Source organism: Vibrio hepatarius (genome assembly GCF_001274785.1).
Taxonomy (GTDB): domain Bacteria; phylum Pseudomonadota; class Gammaproteobacteria; order Enterobacterales; family Vibrionaceae; genus Vibrio; species Vibrio hepatarius.
The window spans coordinates 1-298 of record NZ_LHPI01000043.1 but is presented as its reverse complement, the minus strand read 5'-3'; the positions used below and the strand labels follow the sequence as shown (position 1 = coordinate 298).

Sequence of the window (298 nt, the reverse complement as noted above, 5' to 3'; positions counted from 1 at the left end):
AACATCTTTGCCGCCCGTCGGGCTCATAACCCGAAGGTCGTCGGTTCAAATCCGGCCCCCGCAACCAAATTCAATCAATAGCGCTTGCTGTTGATGTGCGACACTAGCTCAGTTGGTAGAGCGCAACCTTGCCAAGGTTGAGGTCACGAGTTCGAACCTCGTGTGTCGCTCCAAAGTTTTATAGCTCTCATTGTGCTTAACAATGAAATACGGACGCGGGGTGGAGCAGCTTGGTAGCTCGTCGGGCTCATAACCCGAAGGTCGTCGGTTCAAATCCGGCCCCCGCAACCAAATTCAA

The 298-nt window shown here is 53.4% G+C and carries 2 tRNA genes; both read left to right on the top strand.

What is annotated here, in order from left to right:
• The first annotated feature begins 97 nt into the window (after window positions 1-97).
• Window positions 98-173: transfer RNA gene (locus AKJ31_RS21780), tRNA-Gly, on the top strand.
• A 41-nt stretch (window positions 174-214) separates the two neighbouring features.
• Window positions 215-291: transfer RNA gene (locus AKJ31_RS21775), tRNA-Met, on the top strand.
• Window positions 292-298 lie beyond the last annotated feature (7 nt).